The 20,805-nt window shown below is 70.0% G+C and carries 20 protein-coding genes; 7 read left to right on the top strand and 13 right to left on the bottom strand.

Features of this window, described 5'->3' with window-relative positions; all coding sequences use genetic code 11:
* The first annotated feature begins 254 nt into the window (after positions 1–254).
* Entirely contained in the window at positions 255–599 is a 345-nt protein-coding gene (locus ABZ664_RS12745) for a hypothetical protein (RefSeq protein WP_362507444.1), read from the top strand.
* The gene (locus ABZ664_RS12740; protein WP_362507441.1) at positions 556–1,206 is read left to right on the top strand and encodes an ATP-binding protein; all 651 of its coding nucleotides are present in this window, start codon (positions 556–558) and stop codon (positions 1,204–1,206) included. Before ABZ664_RS12745 ends, ABZ664_RS12740 begins: the two co-directional genes overlap by 44 nt.
* A gap of 246 nt (positions 1,207–1,452) precedes the next feature.
* On the opposite strand, the gene ABZ664_RS12735 is transcribed toward ABZ664_RS12740, so the two are convergent.
* The 4 genes from ABZ664_RS12735 to ABZ664_RS12720 form a co-directional block, all read right to left on the bottom strand.
* Entirely contained in the window at positions 1,453–2,376 is a 924-nt protein-coding gene (locus ABZ664_RS12735) for an ABC transporter substrate-binding protein (RefSeq protein WP_362507438.1), read from the bottom strand.
* A gap of 36 nt (positions 2,377–2,412) precedes the next feature.
* Positions 2,413–3,084 (bottom strand): ABC transporter permease, encoded by a 672-nt coding sequence (locus ABZ664_RS12730; RefSeq protein WP_350947516.1) that lies wholly within the window; start codon positions 3,082–3,084, stop codon positions 2,413–2,415.
* A 145-nt stretch (positions 3,085–3,229) separates the two neighbouring features.
* Complete coding sequence (locus ABZ664_RS12725) at positions 3,230–3,892, bottom strand: ABC transporter permease (protein WP_362507434.1); 663 nt, start codon at positions 3,890–3,892, stop codon at positions 3,230–3,232.
* The gene (locus tag ABZ664_RS12720) at positions 3,885–5,099 is read right to left on the bottom strand and encodes an ABC transporter ATP-binding protein (RefSeq protein ID WP_362507431.1); all 1,215 of its coding nucleotides are present in this window, start codon (positions 5,097–5,099) and stop codon (positions 3,885–3,887) included. Before ABZ664_RS12720 ends, ABZ664_RS12725 begins: the two co-directional genes overlap by 8 nt.
* A 298-nt stretch (positions 5,100–5,397) precedes the next feature.
* Here ABZ664_RS12720 and ABZ664_RS12715 point away from each other — a divergent pair, with 298 nt between their 5' ends.
* A complete protein-coding gene (locus ABZ664_RS12715; RefSeq protein WP_362507428.1) occupies positions 5,398–7,614 on the top strand; it encodes a hypothetical protein in 2,217 nt (738 codons plus the stop codon).
* Positions 7,615–7,713: 99 nt separating this feature from the next.
* On the opposite strand, the gene ABZ664_RS12710 is transcribed toward ABZ664_RS12715, so the two are convergent.
* Complete coding sequence (locus tag ABZ664_RS12710; protein ID WP_362507424.1) at positions 7,714–8,697, bottom strand: helix-turn-helix domain-containing protein; 984 nt, start codon at positions 8,695–8,697, stop codon at positions 7,714–7,716.
* 480 nt (positions 8,698–9,177) lie between these two features.
* Between ABZ664_RS12710 and ABZ664_RS12705 the strand changes: the two genes are divergently transcribed.
* Complete coding sequence (locus ABZ664_RS12705) at positions 9,178–10,275, top strand: glycoside hydrolase family 19 protein (protein WP_362507421.1); 1,098 nt, start codon at positions 9,178–9,180, stop codon at positions 10,273–10,275.
* An 89-nt stretch (positions 10,276–10,364) separates the two neighbouring features.
* Here ABZ664_RS12705 and ABZ664_RS12700 read toward each other — a convergent pair whose 3' ends face one another.
* The 8 genes from ABZ664_RS12700 to ABZ664_RS12665 form a co-directional block, all read right to left on the bottom strand.
* Positions 10,365–11,345 (bottom strand): NAD(P)-dependent alcohol dehydrogenase, encoded by a 981-nt coding sequence (locus ABZ664_RS12700; protein WP_362507418.1) that lies wholly within the window; start codon positions 11,343–11,345, stop codon positions 10,365–10,367.
* 13 nt (positions 11,346–11,358) lie between these two features.
* The gene (locus ABZ664_RS12695) at positions 11,359–11,595 is read right to left on the bottom strand and encodes a helix-turn-helix transcriptional regulator (RefSeq protein ID WP_362507415.1); all 237 of its coding nucleotides are present in this window, start codon (positions 11,593–11,595) and stop codon (positions 11,359–11,361) included.
* 2 nt (positions 11,596–11,597) lie between these two features.
* Positions 11,598–12,014 carry a hypothetical protein gene (locus tag ABZ664_RS12690; RefSeq protein ID WP_362507412.1) on the bottom strand — a complete coding sequence of 139 codons (417 nt, stop codon included), beginning with the start codon at positions 12,012–12,014 and terminating at the stop codon, positions 11,598–11,600.
* Between the two features lie 341 nt (positions 12,015–12,355).
* Positions 12,356–13,528: a lipid-transfer protein gene (locus ABZ664_RS12685; protein ID WP_362507409.1), complete on the bottom strand. Its 1,173-nt coding sequence runs from the start codon at positions 13,526–13,528 to the stop codon at positions 12,356–12,358.
* 167 nt (positions 13,529–13,695) lie between these two features.
* Complete coding sequence (locus tag ABZ664_RS12680; protein ID WP_362507406.1) at positions 13,696–14,106, bottom strand: MaoC/PaaZ C-terminal domain-containing protein; 411 nt, start codon at positions 14,104–14,106, stop codon at positions 13,696–13,698.
* Complete coding sequence (locus ABZ664_RS12675; RefSeq protein ID WP_362507403.1) at positions 14,106–15,128, bottom strand: bifunctional MaoC family dehydratase N-terminal/OB-fold nucleic acid binding domain-containing protein; 1,023 nt, start codon at positions 15,126–15,128, stop codon at positions 14,106–14,108. Before ABZ664_RS12675 ends, ABZ664_RS12680 begins: the two co-directional genes overlap by 1 nt.
* Entirely contained in the window at positions 15,125–16,279 is a 1,155-nt protein-coding gene (locus ABZ664_RS12670; RefSeq protein WP_362507400.1) for an acyl-CoA dehydrogenase family protein, read from the bottom strand. Before ABZ664_RS12670 ends, ABZ664_RS12675 begins: the two co-directional genes overlap by 4 nt.
* Positions 16,279–17,373, bottom strand: a complete 1,095-nt coding sequence (locus ABZ664_RS12665) for an acyl-CoA dehydrogenase family protein (protein WP_362507397.1) — start codon at positions 17,371–17,373, stop codon at positions 16,279–16,281. Before ABZ664_RS12665 ends, ABZ664_RS12670 begins: the two co-directional genes overlap by 1 nt.
* Before the next feature lie 298 nt (positions 17,374–17,671).
* Between ABZ664_RS12665 and ABZ664_RS12660 the strand changes: the two genes are divergently transcribed.
* From ABZ664_RS12660 to ABZ664_RS12650, 3 genes are all read left to right on the top strand, one after another.
* Positions 17,672–18,280, top strand: a complete 609-nt coding sequence (locus tag ABZ664_RS12660; RefSeq protein WP_362508246.1) for a TetR family transcriptional regulator — start codon at positions 17,672–17,674, stop codon at positions 18,278–18,280.
* Between the two features lie 171 nt (positions 18,281–18,451).
* A complete protein-coding gene (locus ABZ664_RS12655) occupies positions 18,452–19,609 on the top strand; it encodes a steroid 3-ketoacyl-CoA thiolase (RefSeq protein WP_362507394.1) in 1,158 nt (385 codons plus the stop codon).
* Between the two features lie 144 nt (positions 19,610–19,753).
* Positions 19,754–20,773: an MBL fold metallo-hydrolase gene (locus ABZ664_RS12650; RefSeq protein WP_362507391.1), complete on the top strand. Its 1,020-nt coding sequence runs from the start codon at positions 19,754–19,756 to the stop codon at positions 20,771–20,773.
* Positions 20,774–20,805: the final 32 nt, after the last annotated feature.

Here is a 20,805-nt window from a genome sequence, read left to right as displayed (position 1 = left end):
GAACAGCCCACCGCCGCCCAGGTCCGTACCCGCATGACGGCCCGACGCCGCCTCGGCCTCTGCAAGAAACCGCCCACCCCCACCCTCACCGCCTGCCCACCGCACCGCCCCCTCACGGGCTCCTCCCCCAGCAGCTACGGACGCCACGCGCGACCGGCCTCGACAACGCCCACCCCGCCGTACGAACGACAATCACCGCCAGGTACGCGACCCGGAGCAATCAGACACCAACCATGCCGCACGGCGGTGACAGCATGATCTCCGCCCACACCACCTCCCGGCACGGACCCACGGAGGAGACCGGCACCGACCACCAGGCGCCGCACACCCCGGCGCTGCGGTTCTTCGGCTGGCACCTCTGGTACGGCAAGGCCACCGGCCGCTACTGGGCGCTCTCCCCCGCCTGGTGCCAAGAGCGCATCGGCCTGATCGAGGCCACCACCCCCGCCGAACTCACCGCACAGATACAGAACATCGAGAGCTACCACCCCAGGACAGAAAACCCGCCCCCGAACTACGAGAGCGACACGACGGAAAACGCGGGAGGTGACCGAGATGACCGCACGCCTGTTGTCCCTGCTTGTCGGCGTACTCGCTGACCGCCTCCGCACGACGACGACCACCGATGCCGTACGGTCACCGCACCTGGGACGGATCCCCGGCTGGTCGGAGTCCCTCGGCCACACCCCCGTCATCTCTCAACGGTTCACGGCCACCCCCGAGCAGGTCAGACCCGCCCGCGCCTTCGTCGCCGAACTCCTCGGCGACGACCACCCCCTCCGCGACGACGCCATCCTCCTCACCAGCGAACTCGCCACCAACGCCGTCGAACACTCCAGCGGATCACTCGATGCGCAACCGACCGACACCCAAGCCACCGACACCGGGCCGCACGACGCAGGGCCATACGATGCGGGGCCGTACGACGACACCGGACCGCACGACACAAGGCCGTACGAGTACGGCGCGGGGACGGTCGAGCGGTCACGGGAGTTCGTCGTCACGGTGGCCTTCCTCCCCCACGGCGTGCTCATCACCGTCCAGGACCCCGGCGCCTCAGAGATCCCTTGCACGAGAAAGCCCAGCCCGGAGGCCACCGGCGGCCGAGGACTCATGCTCGTCAACGACCTCGCCACTCGCTGGGGATTCCACCGCGACTCCACCGGAACCGTCGTCTGGTTCGAGCTCCGCTCGACCGACGGGTAGCCCCTGATCACGACGCCTCGCCTCGGCTAAGGCTTCCTCTCCACCGGAGTTCGCGACGATGTCCGCGCGGATGTCGCTCCATCTGGGAAAGTTCGTCATCGACTCCCCTGCTCACGCTCTCGCGGGTGATTCCCGGCGCATCGACCGGACACCACGCGGCCACGATTGCCGCCCCCGCGAACACAGAACACGAAAACGAACCGGCCCCGGACGAGACGTCCGGAGCCGGTTCGGAGAGATGGATCGTTAGAGCAGGCCGTTCTGGGTGAGCCAGTCCTTGGCGACCGCCTCGGCGTCGTCCTTGTCGACCGCGACGCGCTTCATCAGCGCGACCAGGCTGGCGGTGTCGAGCTTGGCGGAGACCGCGTCGAGGGTCGTCCGCACCGTGTCGTTCACGCCGGCCTTGTTGACCAGGGGGGCGATGTTCTCCGCGGCGAAGGCGCTCTTGTTGTCCTCAAGGGAGACCAGGTCGTTCACGATGATCTTCGGGTCGGTGGTGAAGACGTTGCCGACCTGGACGGTGCCGTCCTTGATGGCGTCGGCGGTGGCGTCGCCGGTCTTCTTCCACTCCTTGAACTCCAGGCCGTAGGTGTCCTTGAAGTTCTTCTCCTGGCGGGTCTGGAACTCCGGCGGGCCGCCCACCGAGTAGTTCTTGGCGACCTTGACCAGGTCCTCGATCGTGGTGAGGCCGTCCTTGGTGGCGGTCTCCTTGGTGACGGTCAGCGAGTTGTTGTCCTCGGCCGGTGCGGGGGTGAGGACCTCAAGCTCGGCGGGGAGCTTCTCCTTGAGACCGGCGACAACGTCGTCCTTCGACTTCGCCGTGGTCGTGTTGTCGACGAAGGCGAGCAGGGAGCCGATGTACTCCGGCAGGATGGTGAGGCCACCACTCTTGACCTGGTCGTACAGGACCTCGCGGCTGCCGATGTTGAACTTCTCCTCGACCTCGACGCCCTTGGCCGCCAGGGCCTGGGAGTAGATCTCGCCGAGCAGGACGTTCTCCGGGAAGTTGGCCGAGCCGATGACGACCTTGCCCCCCTCCGCGGGAGCGGCGGCGGACCCGGACTCGGCGGGGGCCGGGGAGGCGCTGGTGAGCGGATCTCCGCCACCGCATCCGGTAAGTGTGAGCGCCGCGGACAGGAGGATCGCCGCGGTGCTGATCAGGCGCTTCATGGTGCTATTCCCTTCCAAAACGGGGGGTAATGAAGACTATCTGATGGCCTGGCGCTCGCTCACCCCCGGGGAGACCGTTGCGCGCTGTACCAGGGTGAACCCGAGCTGAACGATCAACGCGAGCAGTGCTACGAGAACCGCTCCGCCGATCGTGCTCGGGAAATTCTTGGTCGCGAGACCGTCGATGATGAAGCGGCCGAGACCGCCCAAGCCTACGTACGCGGCCACCGTCGCGGTCGCCACCACCTGGATCGCCGCCAGGCGCAGACCCAGCAGGATGAGCGGCAGCGCGACCGGCACCAGCACCCGGCCCAGGACCTGCCCGCCCCGCAGGCCCATGCCGTACGCGGCGTCACGCAGGTCGGGGTCGACCCCTCGGATGCCCTCGTACGTGTTGACCAGGATGGGCGGCACGGCCAGCGCCACCAGCGGGATGAGCACCGGCAGGCTCGTGCCGACGCCCAGGAACAGGACGATGAGGACGAGCAGGCCGAGCGTCGGCAGAGCGCGGGCCGCGTTGGCGGTGAGGATGACGAACAGGGCGCCCCGGCCGGTGTGACCGATCAGCAGCCCCAGCGGCAGCGCGATCAGCATGGCGAGGAGCAGCGAGAGACCGGCGAACTCCAGGTGTTCGAGCAGCCTGTTGGGGATCCCGTCGGGTCCCGACCAGTTGGCCGGGTCGCCGAAGAAGTCGAGCAGCCAGTTCACGCGGCCCCCCTTACCCGCGACACCCGCGTCATCAACGACGTCAGCGACATCAACGACATCCGCCACCCGATCGGCCGATCCTCACGGACCGCGCGAGCCCCGATCCGCAGAGCCGTACAGGCCGTACGAGACACGATCAACCGTTTCACGCGGACCCCCTCGCTCTCGACCACGGGGTGAGCAGGCGCTGCGCCAGGATGAGCAGCAGGTCGGCGATCCCCGCGAGCACCACGACCAGCACGATGCCGACGACGATCGGGGTGTAGAACTGCCGCTGCCAGCCGTCGATGAACAGGTAGCCGAGCCCGCCCCTGCCGACCAGCGCGCCGACGCTGACCAGGCTGACGCTCGCGACCGTGGCCACCCTGAGCCCGGCGAGCACGACCGGTACCGCGATCGGCAGCTCGACCTGGAGCAGCCTGCGCAGCGGGGTGAAGCCCATCGCCACCGCGGACTGACGCACGTGGTCGGGGACCGAGCGCAGTCCGTCGACGACCGCGGGGATCAGCACCGCCATGGCGTAGAAGGTGAGCGGGACCATCACGGTCATCCGCGTGGCGAGGCCGGTGATCGGGATGAGCACGATGAAGACGGCGAGCGAGGGCAGCGAGTAGATCACGTTCATCACGCCGACGGTCGGCTGGTAGAGCCAGCGCCAGCGGACTCCTGCCAGCCCGAGCGGGAGCGCGATGATCAGCCCTACGAGGATAGGCACCAGCGCCATCACGATGTGGTCTTCGAGCAGGCCCTGGATCGTGGGCCAGTTGCGCCCGATCCAGTCCCAGCGGACCAGGGGCTCCTCACCCATCGACGCCCCCTGCGGGAGCGGCGGTGTCGCCGCTTTCCGTGACCTCGGCTGCGCCGCCCGCGACACCGCTGCCGCCTCCTGCGGGAGCGGCGGCGGCTCGCGACGGGCCGCCGATGCTGCTCGCCACCGTGGCCAGCGCCTCGTCCAGCGACTCGCGGGTGGCGGCGCCCACGGCCTTGCCCGTCTCGTCCACCGCGACCGCGCTGCCCGACGGGGACAGCAGCGTCGCGTCCAGCGCGGCGCGCAGCGAGTCTCGTCCGCTGACGAAGGTCCCGTACGGCGCGAGTTCGGCGTCGGCGAGGGTGCCCGACTCGGGCAGGTCCTTGACGGCGGCCCAGCCCAGCGGCCGGTTCTCCCCGTCCACCACGGCGAGCCACGACTCTCCGGTGGCACGCGCCGTGGCGGTGTCGGTGGAGGCGGGGGCGAGCAGGTCGGTGCGGAGCCGCACTCCCTCGTCCGAGACGAACGACAGCCGCCGGATGCCCCGGTCGCGGCCCAGGAACTCGCGGACGAAGTCGTCGGCGGGCCTGGCCAGCAGCGTCGCGGGGTCGTCGAGCTGGGCGAGGTGGCCTCCGACGCGGAGCACGGCGACCCGGTCACCGAGCTTGACGGCCTCATCGATGTCGTGGGTGACAAACACGATGGTCTTGTTCAGCTCGGCCTGGAGCCGCAGGAGCTCCTCCTGCAGGCTCGTACGGACGATCGGGTCGACCGCGCTGAACGGCTCGTCCATCAGCAGTACGGGCGGGTCGGCGGCGAGCGCGCGGGCCACGCCGACGCGCTGCTGCTGCCCGCCGGAGAGCTGGAAGGGGTAGCGGCCGGCCATCTTGGGGTCGAGCCCGACCCGTTCGAGCAGCTCCATCGCGCGGTCGCGCGCCTTCTTCTTGTCCCAGCCGAGCAGCAGGGGCACCGTCGCCACGTTGTCGACGATCTTGCGGTGCGGGAAGAGCCCGGCCTGCTGGATGACGTAGCCGATGCCCCTGCGCAGGGTCGGCGGGTCGATGGTCTTGACGTCGACGCCGTCGAGGAGGATCTGTCCCTCCGAGGCGTCGATCATTCTGTTGATCATGCGGAGGGATGTCGTCTTACCGCATCCCGAGGGACCGACGAAGACGGTTATCTCCCCGGTCGGCACCTCAAGGCTCAGGTTGTCCACGGCGACGGTCCCGTCGGCGTAGCGCTTGGTGACACCGTTGAATGTGATCATGCGCAACCTCTTGTTTTCGCAGGGTTACGGCTCCCCTGCCACAACCGTCCCCATGATCCAGCACAGGTCAGCCTATGCCCCTCTTCTCCGATCTGTCTTCCAGGCTTTTCCCAACCAGCTCCGGAGGAGATCCACAAGTGTATTTCTCAACAAAAGGGCATTGAGTAGTGCGGGAGGTGCCCATGACTTGACATGATTACCCACATTGCCGGAGTCCATCCCTCTGGCACCATATGTCCCAGGCCTCACAGCCGCCCCCCTCCATCACGCTCGCCGAAACACCAGAGGAACCGGTCCAGTGACCCAACCGCTCCTCGGTCAACGCTCGCGCGTCGAACTGATCGCCGAGCTCTACGACCGCCACGCAGCAGGGCTGTTCGCCTACTCCCACGACCAGTTGGGCGACGCGGACTCGGCTTCCGACGTCCTGGTGGCCGTCCTCTCCGGTGTCTCGGACACGGAACCGCCGCGCGCCGCGCTGTACGCGCTCGCCCGCCGCGAGATCTTTTTGCGCGACATCGTCTACTCGCCCCCCGCCATCGGCCTCGACCCGGCCGCCGCCCTCGTCGACCGCGTCCTGAGCGACCTGCGCACGCACCAGCGTGAGGTGCTGTATCTCTCGGGCGTGTGCGAGATGGACGCCTCCGAGCTGTCCTGGGTGCTCGACGTGGCCGTCGACACCGCCGACGAACTGACGGTGAGCGCCTGCCGCCGCTTCGCCCAGTCGCTGGGCCGCGCCCTCGCCTCGGCCAAGGTTCCCGAGCACATGACGGAGGTGTTCGGCGCCCTCGCCGTCGCCCCGGTCCGCGACGTTCTCAACCTCGCCCCCTGGGCGACTCCCCCGGCGAGACTGCGCGCCGCCGTGCTCGGGCCGAAGGCGCCGCCCGCCGCCTCCGCCGGACTGTCGACGTCGCCGCTGTTCAGGCAGCTGTGGCCGACGACGCCCGCGTGGCCGCTGCCGCTCGCGCAGACCGGTCCCCCGATCGATGCCTCGGCCTTCCCCGTGCCGGACCACATGGCGGAGGACCGCTTCCCCGATCCCTTCGCGCCGCGGGATCCCGACGCCGTCTCCACGCACGAGGCCACCACGGAGCCGATGCTCAGGCTCGGCGATTCCGTGCTCACCGCCCTGGACACCGCGGCTCTGCGGCCTCGCCGCCGCCTCCAGCGTCCCCGGCCGCGCCGGGCGGCGCCTCCGGCACCGGTTTCCGGGGACGTGCTGGACGAGCCTCCCGCGCGGGGAGATCTCTTCCGCCCGCTCAGCCCCGAGGCGCGGGCAGCCCGCGCCCACACCGACAGGCTCGTCGCCGCGGCCCCCCGCACCGAGACCTCTCCCCCCGAGACGCCTCAGGCTCCACACTCGGGGACGTCCCAGGCTCCGCACGCCGAGACCTCCCAGCCCTCGTTCGCCGAGGCTTCCCGGGCTCCGCACCCCGAGGCACCCCAGACCCCGGCTCCGCCCTCGGCTCGGGCTCCGCACGCTGAGATCTCCCGCCCTCCGCTCGGGGCTCCCTACCTTGAGACACCCCAGCTCTCGTTCGCCGAGATCTCTCTGCTCTTTCCCCCGAGGACCCCCCGCGCGCCGTTCACCGGGAGCAGCAAGAGCACCGAGGCGGCTCCGGCACCCTCCGCGGAATCCCTCAGGATGCCCTCCGCCGAGACCCTGCGGGCTCCGCTCGTCGAGTCTCCTCGGAGGCCGGAGGCCACGCCGCTCACCGGCCTCCCGCCCCACGGAAACCGCGGTAACCACGGCGACGTGCTGGACGACGGTCCCGGCGACGTGCTGGGCGGCCCCCTCGGGGACGTGCTGGACGACACACCTCCCCTGCCCGGCTGGCCCCTGCAGACCGACCAGCTCGACGCCCTCGCCGACCGCGAGCGCCGGTCCTCCTCTTCATCGCCCGCGCGAGAAGCCGATTCATCGTCCGTACGAGAAGCCGGTCCTTCTCCGGCCCGAGGAGCCGATCCCTCTTCCGTTCGAGAGGCCACTCCTTCTTCCATGCCTCCTGCGCGAGGAGGCGGGCGGCACGCGCTCGCCGGCGACGACGACCGCTCCCACTTCTCGCTTCCCGACTGGACCCCCCGGACCGACCATCTCCGCACCTCCGCCGGTCGCGCCCAGCTGCGCCTGCCCCGCTGGGTCATGCGCGAGGACCAGCAGACCGACGACGCCCCCCTGCCCTCCGCACCTCCGAACCACACTCTGACGTCGTACGAGGCGGCGCGGGCCGACACCACGCGGGACGACGCGGCGACGACCATGCCGGGGAACGGGTTCGCGGCGATACCTCCGATGCCCCCGACACGCGCGGAGACCGGCGCGGACGAGGCGGCATCCTCTCTTGCCGACCGGGCCGCGTCCCTCGAACGCAGGAGCGGCCGGGCACCGCGCAGTCACAAGGCGACGAAGAGCGCGGCCCACCACGACTGGGCCTGGGAAGTGATCGGTTTCGTCATCGCGGTGACGATCGCGATGATCGTCTTCTTCGCGGTGCCGATGATGACCACTCCGTGAACTCCTCCCCGGTCCGAAGGCCGGAGTCTCTCCCGTCGCATCACGGTTGAGCGGCGCGCGGGGGTTGACGCTTCGCGGACTCCCGTCAGCCCTTCTCGCTCAGAGCCAGTGTTCGGTGGCGGCACGCCAGGCCAGCTGCGTGCGCGTCCGTGCGCCGGTGACGTCCAGGATGTTCGAGACGCGCCGCTGCACGGTCCGCTGGCTCACCCCCAGCTGGGTGGCGATCGACGTGTCCGACGCGCCGCCGACCAGCAGCGAGACCAGGTAGAGGTCGTCGGGGCCGAGCGGGCAGCGCGTCGTCCTCTCGGTGAGCGCTCCGTCCTCGGCGATCCGCAGCAGGGTCGCCCGTTCCCAGTAGCACTCGAAGAGGGCGATCAGCGCCTCCAGCAGCTGGCCGCCCCGGATCAGTGCCGCCGTCTGCTCGGAGATCCCGTCCACCTGGACCAGGGGCAGTACGGCGGTCTCGTGGTCGACGATCGTCAGCCGCACCGGCAGCCACGACATGACCCTGGCCTGCTCGCCCAGCTTCACCCCGTACGCGATGTCGGCCGGCATCCCCTCCTCCGCCAGCAGGGGCTTCTCGTAGATCACCCGGTACTCGACCCCGCGGCGCAGCGCGGCGAACTCGGCGTGGTTCTCCTCCGAGGGCAGTACGGTCTCGTGGTCCCGGCAGAAGTGGAGGACCTCGTGGCGGGCGGTCTCCTGCAGGTGGTCGAGGCGCTCCTGGAGCGCGGCGCGGTTCGGCAGGACCTCGACCAGCCGACCGGCGTCGCGGCGGCGGACGCTGTCGCGGTACTCCTCGGAGAGCTGGTCCACCTCGCGCCGCGCCCAGTCGATCGCCTGCTGGTGGCGCAGGAGTTGCGAGCCCAGCACGATGTCGGGGGCCACGGCGGCGAACCGCCGCCTGCCGGGACCGATCGTCCTGATCAGCCCTCTGACCCGCATGGATATCAGTATCGTCTCGACCGTCTGGGCGTCGATGCCCAGGTTTCCTATGAGGTCGGTGATGTCCGCCTCCGCCGTGGCCACCAGGAACCGGTAGACGCGCTCCTCCATTGGATCGAGCCCGAGGGATTCCAACATGACGCACATGATGACATCCGAAACGCCTATAAAAGTTACATCTATCGTCTAACCGGACTTACACCACTGATGTGAATTAACCGGACGCGGGCTATATCGGATTCGGGGCGCATTCGTCCCACGGCAACGGCAATCAAGCGTCATCGGGTTGTGACAGCGACCTGTCAGGACTAGTATCACGGAAACTCTTAGGAAAGTTTCTTAAGAGAAACTTAAGGCGGGTGCCTCGAAGGCCCCCGACAACCGTTCGACCCGAACCAAGAGCTGCGCGAACCTCGATGGCGCGGATCGTCATCGCACGGGAGTCCGACCGTCCGGACGTCCCACACCCCCGGTTTCCCCCCACGGGAGCGATCATGCGGCGCACCCCCTCCTTACTCGCCCTGACCGGGCCTGCAAGGTTCTCGGGTGAGCCGCTCGCGCCCCGGTCGCGCGGCGCCTCGAACCTCCGCGGCCCCCACCGCACGAAGGAGTGATCAAGTGTTGAGACAGCGAATCATGGCCGCCCTCGCCGCCCTGGCGGTCACGGGCGTGCTGGCGGTCGCCCTCCCCGCGGCCTCCGCCTCCGCAGTGTCCTCAGTGGCCGCCCCGGCCTGCGTCGCCGCGTGGAAGTCCTCGGCGGTCTACACCGGCGGCATGACCGCCTCCCACAACGGCCGCAACTGGTCGGCGAAGTGGTGGACCCAGAACGAGACCCCCGGCACCGCCGACGTGTGGGCCGACCAGGGCGCCTGCGGGGGCGGCGGTACGACGCCTCCCCCCTCCGGCAACTGCAACCACCCGAACTGGGTCGCGGGCACCTGGTACGCCGCCGGAAGCATCGTCAAATACACCAACGGCCGGTTCTACCGCGCCAAGAACGAGAACCCCGGCTACGACCCGGTGATCAGCACCTGGTACTGGGAGCCGTACACCTGCGGCACGACGCCCACCACCCCTCCCACGAACCCGCCCACCTCGGGCTTCGTCGTGAGCCAGGCCCAGTTCAACCAGATGTTCCCGAACCGGAACTCGTTCTACACCTACAGCGGCCTCACCGCGGCGCTGAGCGCCTACCCGGGTTTCGCGAAGACCGGCAGTGACACCGTCAGGAAGCAGGAGGCTGCCGCCTTCCTCGCCAACGCCAGCCACGAGACCGGCGGCCTGGTTCACATCGTCGAGCAGAACACCGCGAACTACTCGCACTACTGCGACACGAGCCGGTCGTACGGCTGCCCCGCGGGCCAGTCGGCCTACTACGGGCGCGGGCCGATCCAGCTGAGCTGGAACTTCAACTACAAGGCGGCGGGCGACGCGCTCGGCATCAACCTGCTCGGCAACCCGTACCTGGTGCAGAACGACGCGTCGGTGGCCTGGAAGACCGCCCTGTGGTACTGGAACACCCAGAACGGTCCCGGCACGATGACACCGCACAACGCGATGGTCAACGGCCGCGGCTTCGGCGAGACGATCCGCAGCATCAACGGCAGCCTGGAGTGCAACGGCAGGAACCCGGCGCAGGTACAGAGCCGGATCAACACCTACCAGCGCTTCGTGCAGATCCTCGGCACCACCCCCGGTGGCAACCTGAGCTGCTGAGTTCCCCGACTCCCGACGCGTGACACGAAGGGCGCGGCCCACCGGCCGCGCCCTTCTCACGTCCTCTCCCCGCCCCCCTCCTCCGCGCCTCACACGGTGATGACGACCTTGCCTTTCGGGTGACCACCTCGGAGGTACCGGATGGCCTCGGGAAGCTCGCCCAGCGGGTACGTCCGGTCGACGACCGGCGTGACCTTGCCCTCCTCGACGGCCTTCCCCAGAAACCGGAGGTCCTTCTCGCTCTCCCGCAACATCAGCGCGCACAGCTTCTGCGCCACGAACGGCGAGAGCAGCATCGCCCGGAGCTGGCGGTCGGTGCCCTGCAACCACCGCCCCTTCCGCTCGCCGCCGACGATGACGAGCGTTCCCCGAGGGGTGAGGGCGCGCCGCAGGTGGGACAGCGAGCGGTTGCCCCCCGTGTCGAGGATGAGGTCGTAGCGGCGCCTCCCGTCCGCGAAGTCCTCACGGGTGTGGTCGACGACCTCGTCCGCGCCGATCGACCGGACCAGCTCCGTCTTCGCCGCGCCGCACACCCCGGTGACGTCGGCGCCGAACGCCTTGGCCAGCTGCACCGCGAACGTCCCGACGCCGCCGCCCGCGCCGATGACCAGCACCTTCGACCCCGGCTTCACCTCTCCTCCGCCGCGAAGCCCCTGCAGGGCCGTGTAGGCGGAGCCGGGAGTCGCCGCGGCCTGCTCGAAGGTGATGTTCGCGGGTTTGGGAACCAGCCTGTCCTGCCTGGCGCACGCGTACTCGGCGAAGGCCCCCTCGCAGGTGCCGAACACCTCGTCACCGACCCCGAACCGGGTCACACCCTCGCCGACCGCCTCGACGCGGCCGGCGACGTCCATGCCGAGAAGGCGGTTCTTCGGCTTGAGCAGCCCGAAGCCCGCGGCGCGGACGACGTAGGGCAGGCCCGTCGTGACGTGCCAGACGCCGTGGTCGAGGCCGGCCGCGTGGACGCGTACCAGCACCTCGCCCTCCCCCGCGACCGGTCGGTCGACGTCGCCGAGTCGCAGCGCGTCGGGCGAGCAGTAGTCGTCTCTGGCCACTGCCTTCATCGTCTTCATGGTCTTCATCGTTTTACGTCCCCTTCGGCGAGTCGGTGTCCGGATACTGGAAGACCTCGTCGAGCGGGACGCCGAACACGCGGGCGATCCTGAAGGCCATCTCCAGCGAGGGCGAGTAGCGCCCCTGTTCTATGGCGATCACGGTCTGGCGGGTCACGCCGACGCGTTCCGCCAGCTCCGCCTGCGTCATCTCCCCGTTGGCGAACCGCAGGGAGCGGATCGCGTTGGTGATCTTGGTGGGCTTGACCATGCTCAGAACCCCCGGCGGTACGCGACGATCTTCACGGCCGACGAGGAGAGGGCCGAGAGGACGAACGCCAGGTAGAGCGCGTGGGCGATCCAGAAGTGCTCGAACTCCGCCATCGTCAGGCCGAGGGCCCCCACGACTCCGATGGCGAGGACGTAGAACTCGGCTCGCATGCCGTGCCGGTGGATGTCGTCGTCGCGCTCGTCCTTCTCCACCTCACCGCGCGGGGCGGTCCCGGCGAACATGTTGCCGACCATGTTCGCGACCATCGCGGCGCCGATGGCCGTGATCATCGGCCATACGTAGTCGACCTCGGCGACGCCGACCTCCCGGACCCTACCGAGGATGATCGTGGCGTAGACCGCGAGCACGCCGATCGCGACCACGGCGTAGACCCACACCCGTTTCTCTTCCGTTGACATGCCCGCTCCCCATGTAAAACAAAGTAGACATGATGAAACGTAAAACAGAGCAGACACGATGTCAAGAATTATTAACTTCCTGCTGGTCAGAGGAGCGCACGAACGCCTCCGTGGGACGGCGAACACCACCGAGGGGCACCAGATCGCCTCACCGAAACCGGGACACCGGGAACCGAGAGCCCGGAGGCGGGAGGCGGGAGGCGGGAACAGGACACGGAACGCCGGGCGGCCGAGGCCGGCACCGGTCCGCGCCCGGCCTCGGCCCTCTCCGCAGGACCTCAGGTCACACCGGTCTCTCCACAGGACCTCAGGTCATCCCGACCTCTCCGCAGGACCTCAGGTCACACCGACGACAGGACGAGCCCGCTGGTCGGCACCCCCGTGCCCGCGGTGACCAGCACGTTCCGCACCCCGGCGACCTGGTTCGCCGAGGTGCCCCTGATCTGCCTGACGGCCTCGGCGATCCCGTTCATGCCGTGGATGTACGCCTCTCCGAGCTGGCCGCCGTGCGGGTTGACCGGGAGGCGGCCGTCGATCTCGATGCCGCCCCCGGCCACGTAGTCGCGGGCCTCGCCGCGCCCGCAGAAGCCCAGCTCCTCCAGCTGGGTGAGGACGAACGGGGTGAAGTGGTCGTACAGGATCGCCGTCTGCACGTCCGAGGGCCCGAGCCCCGACTGCTTCCAGAGCTGGCGGCCGACCACCCCCATCTCCGGCAGGCCGGTCATGTCGTCGCGGTAGTAGCTGGTCATCATCATCTGGTCGGCGCCGGACCCCTGGGCGGCGGCGGTGATCACTGCGGGCGCCTCGCGCAGGTCCCTCGCCCGCTCGGCGGAGGTGACCACCAGCGCCACCGCGCCGTCGCTCTCCTGGCAGCAGTCGAGCAGGTGCAGCGGCTCCACGATCCACTTGGACGCCTGGTGCTCCTCCAGGGTGATCGGGCGGCCGTGGAACCACGCGGCGGGGTTGGTGGCGGCGTGCCTGCGCATCGCGACCGCCACCCGGCCGAAGTCCTCGGAGGTGGCGCCGTACGTGTGCATGTAGCGCCGGGCGAACATCGCGACCCAGGCCGCGGGGGTCATCAGCCCGTACGGCACATGCCAGCTCATCTCCAGGCCCTGCGACGAGGGCTCGCCGGCGACGCGGGCGTCGGGCTGGCCGTACCTGTTCCCCGAGCGCTCGTTGAACGCCCGGTAGCAGACCACGGTCTCGGCGACCCCGGTGGCGACTGCCATCGCCGCGTGCAGCACGGTCCCGCACGCCGCGCCGCCGCCGTAGTGGACGCGGGAGAAGAACGACAGGTCGCCGATGCCCACCTCGCGGGCCACGGCGATCTCCTGGTTGGCGTCCTGGGTGTAGGTGACGAGGCCGTCCACGTCCGAGGGCGCGAGGCCCGCGTCGTCGAGCGCCGCGAACACCGCCTCGGCGGCGAGCTGGAGCTCGGACCTGCCTGACCGCTTGGAGAACTCGGTCGCGCCGATCCCGGCGACGGCCGTACTCCCTGAGAAGGAGACCACGGTGGTGAGGGCCTTTCTGTGTTTTCGCCGTTTCCGCCGTTCCCGTCGTTCCCGTCGTTCCCGCCGTTCCCGTCGTTTCTGCCGTTCCCGGCCGTTCAGGGCCGTTCTCGCCGTTTCGGCTGGTCCCGCCTCCCCGGTCTCCGCTCTCGGCAGCCGCCGGGGCGCGGTCAGCGGGCAGGGAGGACGAACCTGACGGTGCCCGAGACGTGGGCGCCGAGGCTGACCCCGCCCCGGACCTCGACGGTGAACTCGCCGTCCTCGCGGGCGACCACGCTGCCGGTGAAGGCCAGCCGGTCGCCCGCGTACGCGGGGACGCCGAGCTTGACGTTGATGCCACGGATGACGGCCTCGGGTCCCGTCCAGTCGGTGACGTAGCGCTCGACGAGACCCATGGTGGTCAGGATGTTGAGGAAGATGTCCTTCGACCCCTGCGCCCGCGCGACCTCGACGTCGTGGTGGACGGGGGTGAAGTCCATGGTCGCGAGTGCGGTCGACACGACCACGGTGGGGCTCAGGTCGATCGCGAGCTCGGGAAGCGGAGCTCCGACCCGCACCTCGTCGTCGGTAAGTGTCCGCATCACACCTCCAGGGGGACCCACATGGGCAGGATCAGCTCGTCGTCCATCCGGCGGTACGTCAGGCGCACCGGCATACCGATACCCACCCGCGAAGCGGCGCAGTCCACCACGTTGCCCACGATCCGCACGCCTTCCGGTAGTTCCACCACGGCGACCACGAAAGGCGTCCGAAGCCCCGGGACCTGCGGGTTGTGGTGGACGACGTAGCTGTAGACCTCCCCCTCGCCGCTCGCCGTCACGAACGTGCGGGCGGTCGAACGGCACGACGGGCAGACCGGTCCCGGCGGGTGGCGGAGCTCGCCGCAGTCGGCGCACTTCTGGATCCGCAGCTCGCCCGCCGTGACCCCCTCCCAGAAGAAGGCGGTGTCGGCGTTGACCGCGGGTCTCAGCGGATACGGCGGGCGGGGGAGCGCGGCTCCGTCCTCGCCGGTGGTGTGCGTGTTCTCACCCGGCCCTCCGGCCGGTTGCCAGGGCCGGAACTTCAGCACCCGGAACAGCATGTCGGCCACGGCCTCGCCGTCGGCGTACCAGGTGATGTTCCAGGTGACGAAGTAGCCCTCGCCGAGCGCCGTCCGCTTCGGGCCGGTGATGCCGGTCAACCGGGTGGCCGGAACCAGGGACTCGCCGAGCCTCACGTAGCGATGGTAGGTCTGCTCGCAGTTGGTGGCGACCACCCCGGTGTAGCCGTTCTCGTCCAGCATCGCGAGAACCGCGTCGATCGGGGTACCCGCCCGTTTCCTCCTGTTGCCGGCCACGCCGGGCATCGTCCAGACCTGGATCATCGCCGGTGGGGCCACGATCCCCCCGTGCACTCCCGCCGCGGCGGCCTCGGGGTCGGTGTAGAGCGGGTTGGTGTCGCCGATGGCGTCGGTCCAGTGCCGGATCATCGGGAGGTTCACCGGGTCCGCCTCCGCGACACCGAGCACCTCCCCCTCGGCGATCTGCCGCTCCGCCAGGGCGGTGAGCCGTTCGTGCAGGGAGGCGGGTTCGGGTGCCGGGGGTCCCGGTGGCGTCCCGGTCATCGGGGCGGCCTCGGCAGGCTCAGGCCGAGCATCGCGATGAGCTCGCGCTGGACCTCGTTGACGCCGCCGCCGAAGGTGAGCACGAGCGCGCCCTTCGCGCCACGGTCCACCCGCCTCATCAGGTCCGCCGTCTCCGGGTCGGACGGGTCGCCGAAGCGTGCCAGGACCTCGCCGACGATCCTGCCGACGTCCTGCAACCGCTCCGAGCCGTACACCTTGGTGGCCGAGGCGTCGGGGGCGCCCAGCCAGCCGAGGTCCATGTTGGCCGCGACCTGCCAGTTCAGCAGCTCGTTGGTCCTGAAGTAGGCGTACACCTGGCCGAGCGCCCTGCGTACCGCGGGTTCCTCGATCGTGCCGGTACGGCGGGCCCAGGCGAGGAACCGGTCGTAGGTGTGGGCGATGTTGCCCGCCGGGCCGAGCGTGACCCGCTCGTGGTTGAGCTGGTTGACGATCAGGTCCCAGCCCTTGTTCTCCTCCCCGACGACCATGTCCACCGGCACCCGCACGTCGGAGTAGTAGGTGGAGTTGGTGTGGTGGTTCCCGTCCATGGTGACGATCGGGGTCCACGAGTAGCCGGGGTCGGAGCAGTCGACGATCATCATCGTGATCCCGCGGTGCTTCTTCGCGTCCGGGTCGGTGCGGGCGGCGAGCCAGATGTAGTGGGAGTAGTGGCCGCCCGAGGTGAAGATCTTCTGCCCGTTCACCACGTAGTGGTCGCCGTCGCGGACCGCGCTGGTACGCAACGAGGCGAGGTCGGTGCCCGCCCCCGGCTCGCTGTAGCCGATCGCGAAGTGACACTCCCCGGCCAGGATGCGCGGCAGGAAGAACTCCTTCTGCGCCGCCGTCCCGTACTGCATGAGGGTCGGGCCGACGGTCTGCACGGTGATGATCGGATACGGCACCTCGGCGCGGGCGATCTCGTTGGCGAAGATCTGCTGCTCCAGCGGGCCGTACCCGCCGCCGCCGTACTCCTTGGGCCAGCCGAGTCCGAGCCTGCCGTCGCGGCCGAGGGCGCGGCAGTGCTCCATGTAGGCGTGGCCGAACGGGTCGGCGGAGATCCGCGCGCGTTCCTCCGCGGTGAGGCAGGACCGGAAGTACTCGCGCAGTTCGTCGCGGAGCCTCTTCTGGTCGGGGGTGAGGTCGATCAGCATCAGACGAGCGCTCCGATCGTGTCGAGCCGGGCCTCCACCCCGCCCAGCAGGTGGGCGTGGTGCTTGCCCCAGGCGAAGTAGCGGTGCAGCGGATAGGTCACGTCCACCCCGATACCGCCGTGCAGGTGCTGGCAGGTGTAGAGCGCCCGCAGCGCCTGGTCGGTCGCGGTGAGTGCGCCGACGGCCAGGTCGGCCTCGGCCTCCTCGTCCGCTCCCTCGGCGAGCCGCCACGCCCCGGACCACACGGCCACGTCCAGCGCCCGCCCCGCGATGTAGACGTCGGCGATCTGCACGGTGACCGCCTGGAACTCGGCCAGCGCCCGGCCGAACTGCTTGCGGGTCCTGATGTACTCGGTGGTGAGCGCGAGCGCGCCGGCCAGCACCCCGGAGGTGACGGCGATGTTCCCGGCCAGCGCGAGTCTTCGCAGGCCACCGGCCGCCGCACCGTCCCGCGCCCCGACGGGCTCGCCGGGGGTGCCCTCCAGGACGAGCGTGGCGGCGGGCTCGCCGGTGGAGGTCGGCACCGGCCGCAGGTCCGCCTCGGCGGGGTCGACCAGGAACAGGCCGACCCCGACCCCGGTGGCGGCGGGGACGAGGATCCTCGCGGCCTGGGCGGCGTACGGCGTCGTGCCCTTCGCACCGTCCAGCACCCATCCGGCGCCGTCCTCGCGGGCGGTCGTGAGCGGCGGGGCGCCCAGATCGCCGAAGTCACGACCCGGCTCGGAGGGGGCGACTGCCAGAGAGATATCGCCGTCGGCCAGCGGGGCGAGGGCCTCACGCTGCTCCACAGAGCCGTACCTGGTGATCACCTGCGCCGCGACCAGGCTCTGCTCGGCGGGGACCGGGGCCACGTGGGCGCCGATCTCCCGCAGGACGACCGCCATCTCCACCGGCCCGAGCCCCGCGCCTCCGGCCTCCTCCGGCAGGCAGGCGCCGAGCAGCCCCGCCTGGGCGAGGGAGCGCCACAGTGCGGCGTCGTAGGGCGCGTCCCCCTTCTCGTGGGCTTCGAGTCTGGCCGGGGTCACCTCCCTGCCGAGGAGGTCGACCGCGAGTTCGCGCAGGTCGGTCTGTGTCTCGTCGAGATTGAAGTCCACTGGCGCTCCAGGGTTTCTGTCGGCCGCGTCACCCTTCCGGAAAGTAGAACAGATTCTATTCTGTGTCCATAGTCGGCCTATGGCAACAAGTCACCGCATAACCGCCGCACCGCATATGCCATGTAAGCGCGGGCCATCTTTGTGACCGGCGAGTAACCCATCGGAGTATCCCTAAATCAGATAACGTGTTCTCATGCGTATCTCGCATGTGACCACCGACACGCCGGTCACCCCGCGCCGGACCGGCAGGCACGCCCCGAGCGGCGCCGATCCGGCCATCACCGAGGGGGCACCCGGCATGCAGAGTGAGTCGGCGCCCACGAGCGTCCGCACCAGGAGCCAGCACCAGCGGCGCAAGCGCATCGTCCAGGCCGCCGCCGCCCTCGCCTCACGAGGTGGCGTCGAGGCGATGCAGATGCGGACCGTCGCCGAGCGCGCGGGGGTCGCGCTCGGAACGCTCTACCGATACTTCCCCTCCAAGATGGATCTCGTCGTCGCCGTCGTCGGCGAGGAGATCGACCTGCTGGAGACCAGCATCGAGCGCCGCCCGCCCAGCGCCACGACGGCTTCGGGGCGGGCCGTCGACGTGCTGATGCGCGCCACCCGGGGCCTGATGCGCGAGCCCGAGCTCGCCGACGCGCTCATCCGCTCACTGATCATGGCCGATGTCGACATACCGTTCGGCGACCGCATGGCGGGGTTGCTGCTCCGCGTCGCCGGAGCCGACCTCACCGCCGAGACCGCCACCGAGGAGCAGTTCGCCCTCGCGGGCTCACTGTCCAGCGTCTGGGTGCACGAACTCATGGAGATGCTCAGGGGCCGGCGCACGTACGAGCAGATCCAGCGCCGCATCGAGATCGCCGCCGGACGCCTGTTCGCCGACTTCCAGCCCTCCGCCTCCGGCTGAGAGGCGTTCCGCGAGAAACCCCACCCCGCCTTCCACCTGAAATTAGAACCCGTTACAGTCGCTACCGAAGGCGACTAGAGCGACGTTCTGGAGTGACGCGCGGGCGGGCGGATCGGCGAGGACGGCCGTCCGGTGCGCGCGAGCTCCCAGCCGGATGGCGAGGAGATCGTTATGGGTGCGGTGATCGTCGAGGCAGTGAGAACCCCGATCGGCAGGCGCAACGGATGGCTCGCCGGGCTGAAGCCGCAGGCGGTCCTCGCCGCCGCGCTCACCGGTCTGATCGGCAGGTCGGGCATCGACCCCGCCGCCGTGGAACAGGTTTTCGCCGGGTGTGTCACGCAGGCCGGAGAGCAGGGCGGCCACGTCGGACGGCACGCCTGGCTCTACGCCGGGCTGCCGTACCAGACGGGCGTGACCACGATCGACGCGCAGTGCGGCTCCTCGCAGCAGGCGGTGCACCTGGTCGCGGCGCTCATCCAGGCCGGGGTGATCGACGTCGGCGTGGCCTGCGGCGTCGAGGTGATGAGCCGGGCGCCGCTCGGCTCCAACGTGCTGCCCGCCGACCCCCGGCCCGACGACTGGGACCTCGACCTGCCCGACCAGTTCACCGCCGCGGAACGGATCGCGCGGCGGCGCGGGCTCACCCGCGAGTCGCTCGACCGGTTCGGCGCCAGGTCCCAGCGCCTCGCCGCGGAGGCGTGGGCCCGGGGCCGCTTCGACCGGGAGGTCGTCGCGGTGACCGCGCCGGTCCTCGACCGTGAAGGTGCGCCCACCGGTGAGACCCGCGTCGTCGACAGGGACCAGGGGCTGCGTGAGACCACCGTCGAAGGGCTCGCCGGGCTCAGGCCCGTCATGGGCGAGGGCGGCCTGCACACGGCGGGCACCTCCTCGCAGATCTCCGACGGCGCGGCGGCGGTGCTGCTCATGAGCGAGGAGGCCGCCGCCCGGCACGGCCTGCGGCCCCGGGCCCGCGTCCTCGCCCAGGCGCTCGTCGGCTCCGAGCCGTACTACCACCTGGACGGACCCGTGGACGCGACCGCCAAGGTCCTGTCCTCGACCGGGATGAGCACGGCTGACATCGACAGGTTCGAGGTGAACGAGGCTTTCGCCTCGGTGGTCTTATCCTGGTCATCGGTGCACAAGCCAGACATGGAACGGGTCAATGTCAACGGCGGCGCCATAGCGCTCGGCCATCCGGTCGGAGCGACCGGTTCCCGACTGATCACCACCGCCCTGCACGAGCTTGAGCGGTCCGACTCCTCGACCGCGCTGGTGTCGATGTGCGCGGGCGGGGCGCTCGCGACCGCGACCATCCTGGAGCGCCTCTGAGCGGCGCCGATACCCTGAGGCGTCTCCCCATGGCGCCACTCACCCGAGGCGTCCCTGAGAGGCGCCGCCAACCCGAGGCGCCCCGCGTGGCGCCGGTGGGGAGCACCCCCGTTGCCCCCGCAGGTCGTACAAGGAGCACCAGCGTTGAAATCCCGCCGCAGGCCGTACAGCGAGCAGCGTCCGTTCGACACCGGTGGCGGGGTGTGGAGCGTGCCCGTCCCGATCCCCGGCAACCCGCTCGGCTACACGCTGGTCTACGCGATCGAGTCCCCGGCGGGTCCCGTCCTGGTCGACGCGGGCTGGAACGCCCCCGAGGCGTGGCTGGCGCTGCGCGACGGGCTGGGGGCGGTCGGCATCGACGTCCGCGACGTGCGCGGGGTGGTCGTGACCCACTTCCACCCCGACCACGCCGGGCTGGCCGGCCAGGTGAGGGAGGAATCCGGCGCGTGGATCGCGATGCACGAGGCCGACGCCGCGTTGATCGGCTTCATGCGGCAGTTCGAGGGCGACGCGCAGCGCGACTTCCAGGCCGACATGCTGCGCCGGGCGGGAGCGGGAGCCGTCGAGGTGGAGGAGGTGAGGGGGAACCGGCCGCAGCCGCCCGCGCTCCCCGACCGCGTTCTCACCGACGGCGACCTGATCGACCTGCCGGGGCGCAGGCTCCGGACGATCTGGACGCCCGGCCACACTCCCGGCCACATCTGCCTGCACCTGGAGGACGCCGACCGGATCTTCACCGGGGACCACGTACTGCCGGCGATCACGCCGCACATCGGGATCTACCCGTACGACCGTGCGGACGTGGATCCGCTCAGCGACTTCCTGGAGTCGCTGGAGAAGGTGAAGGGGATGGGACAGCTTGAGGCCCTGCCCGCCCATGAATGGATATTTCAGGACACGGCGGCTCGGGCGACGGAGATCCACATCCACCACGAGGAGAAGCTCCGACGGCTCGCCGCCCTGCTCGCCGAGGAGAAGGAGCCCCTGACCATCTGGGAGATCGCCGAACGCATGACCTGGAACCGCCCCTGGAAGGACTTCCCCGCCGTACTGCGCGGGATGGCCGCCGGGGAGGCCGCGGCCCACCTGCGCACGCTGGAGGTACGCGGAATCGTCAGCCGCGTGACGGGGGTGGATCCGGTGCGGTTCGCCATACACTCATAGACATCGGATGTCTGGCACGACCTGAGGACGGT

This window comes from Streptosporangium sp. NPDC006930 (assembly GCF_040635605.1).
Taxonomy (GTDB): domain Bacteria; phylum Actinomycetota; class Actinomycetes; order Streptosporangiales; family Streptosporangiaceae; genus Streptosporangium.
This window is presented reverse-complemented; position numbering and strand designations above follow the sequence as displayed.

Excerpts from the sequence above, each read along its gene's own strand:
- ABZ664_RS12735 (WP_362507438.1), bottom strand. The coding sequence starts at position 2,376 with ATGAAGCGCCTGATCAGCACCGCGGCGATCCTCCTGTCCGCGGCGCTC.
- ABZ664_RS12710 (WP_362507424.1), bottom strand. The coding sequence starts at position 8,697 with ATGTTGGAATCCCTCGGGCTCGATCCAATGGAGGAGCGCGTCTACCGG.
- ABZ664_RS12740 (WP_362507441.1), top strand. The coding sequence starts at position 556 with ATGACCGCACGCCTGTTGTCCCTGCTTGTCGGCGTACTCGCTGACCGC.
- ABZ664_RS12680 (WP_362507406.1), bottom strand. The coding sequence starts at position 14,106 with ATGCGGACACTTACCGACGACGAGGTGCGGGTCGGAGCTCCGCTTCCC.
- ABZ664_RS12720 (WP_362507431.1), bottom strand. The coding sequence starts at position 5,099 with ATGATCACATTCAACGGTGTCACCAAGCGCTACGCCGACGGGACCGTC.
- ABZ664_RS12655 (WP_362507394.1), top strand. The coding sequence starts at position 18,452 with ATGGGTGCGGTGATCGTCGAGGCAGTGAGAACCCCGATCGGCAGGCGC.
- ABZ664_RS12670 (WP_362507400.1), bottom strand. The coding sequence starts at position 16,279 with ATGCTGATCGACCTCACCCCCGACCAGAAGAGGCTCCGCGACGAACTG.
- ABZ664_RS12745 (WP_362507444.1), top strand. The coding sequence starts at position 255 with ATGATCTCCGCCCACACCACCTCCCGGCACGGACCCACGGAGGAGACC.
- ABZ664_RS12660 (WP_362508246.1), top strand. The coding sequence starts at position 17,672 with ATGCAGAGTGAGTCGGCGCCCACGAGCGTCCGCACCAGGAGCCAGCAC.
- ABZ664_RS12675 (WP_362507403.1), bottom strand. The coding sequence starts at position 15,128 with ATGACCGGGACGCCACCGGGACCCCCGGCACCCGAACCCGCCTCCCTG.
- ABZ664_RS12700 (WP_362507418.1), bottom strand. The coding sequence starts at position 11,345 with ATGAAGACGATGAAGGCAGTGGCCAGAGACGACTACTGCTCGCCCGAC.
- ABZ664_RS12690 (WP_362507412.1), bottom strand. The coding sequence starts at position 12,014 with ATGTCAACGGAAGAGAAACGGGTGTGGGTCTACGCCGTGGTCGCGATC.
- ABZ664_RS12695 (WP_362507415.1), bottom strand. The coding sequence starts at position 11,595 with ATGGTCAAGCCCACCAAGATCACCAACGCGATCCGCTCCCTGCGGTTC.
- ABZ664_RS12725 (WP_362507434.1), bottom strand. The coding sequence starts at position 3,892 with ATGGGTGAGGAGCCCCTGGTCCGCTGGGACTGGATCGGGCGCAACTGG.